At 67.9% G+C, this 271-nt stretch carries 1 protein-coding gene; it reads right to left on the bottom strand.

The features are described 5' to 3' along the window. Positions 1-271: hypothetical protein (locus MFF64_RS36885; protein ID WP_238193995.1), on the bottom strand; the 271-nt coding region annotated here is incomplete at both ends.

The following is a 271-nucleotide window of genomic DNA, read 5'->3' as shown; positions in this document are numbered from 1 at the left end:
GCGCGAGGCCACCTTGTTCCACTGGTTCACGTACAGCCGCTTGGCGTCCGCCTGGCCCTGCGGGGTGAGCAGCCCGCCGTGGCTGTCCGTCGCCTTCAGCTCGCTCAGGTAGGTGCCGTCGGTGAACGCCAGGTCCACGGCCACGTGCGTCGCGGGGTAGCTGAGGTCCGTCTCGCCCATCTGCGGGTAGACCAGGTAGGACAGCTGCGTGTCCTTCGTGACCGCGGTGTCGACGTCGAAGACCTTGTTGTACGAGTAGGCGCGGCCGTCC

The organism is Methylobacterium frigidaeris, from assembly GCF_022179185.1.
Lineage (GTDB): Bacteria > Pseudomonadota > Alphaproteobacteria > Rhizobiales > Beijerinckiaceae > Methylobacterium > Methylobacterium frigidaeris.
The sequence above is the reverse complement of the archived record's forward strand: the minus strand, read 5'-3'. Positions and strand labels throughout refer to the sequence as shown.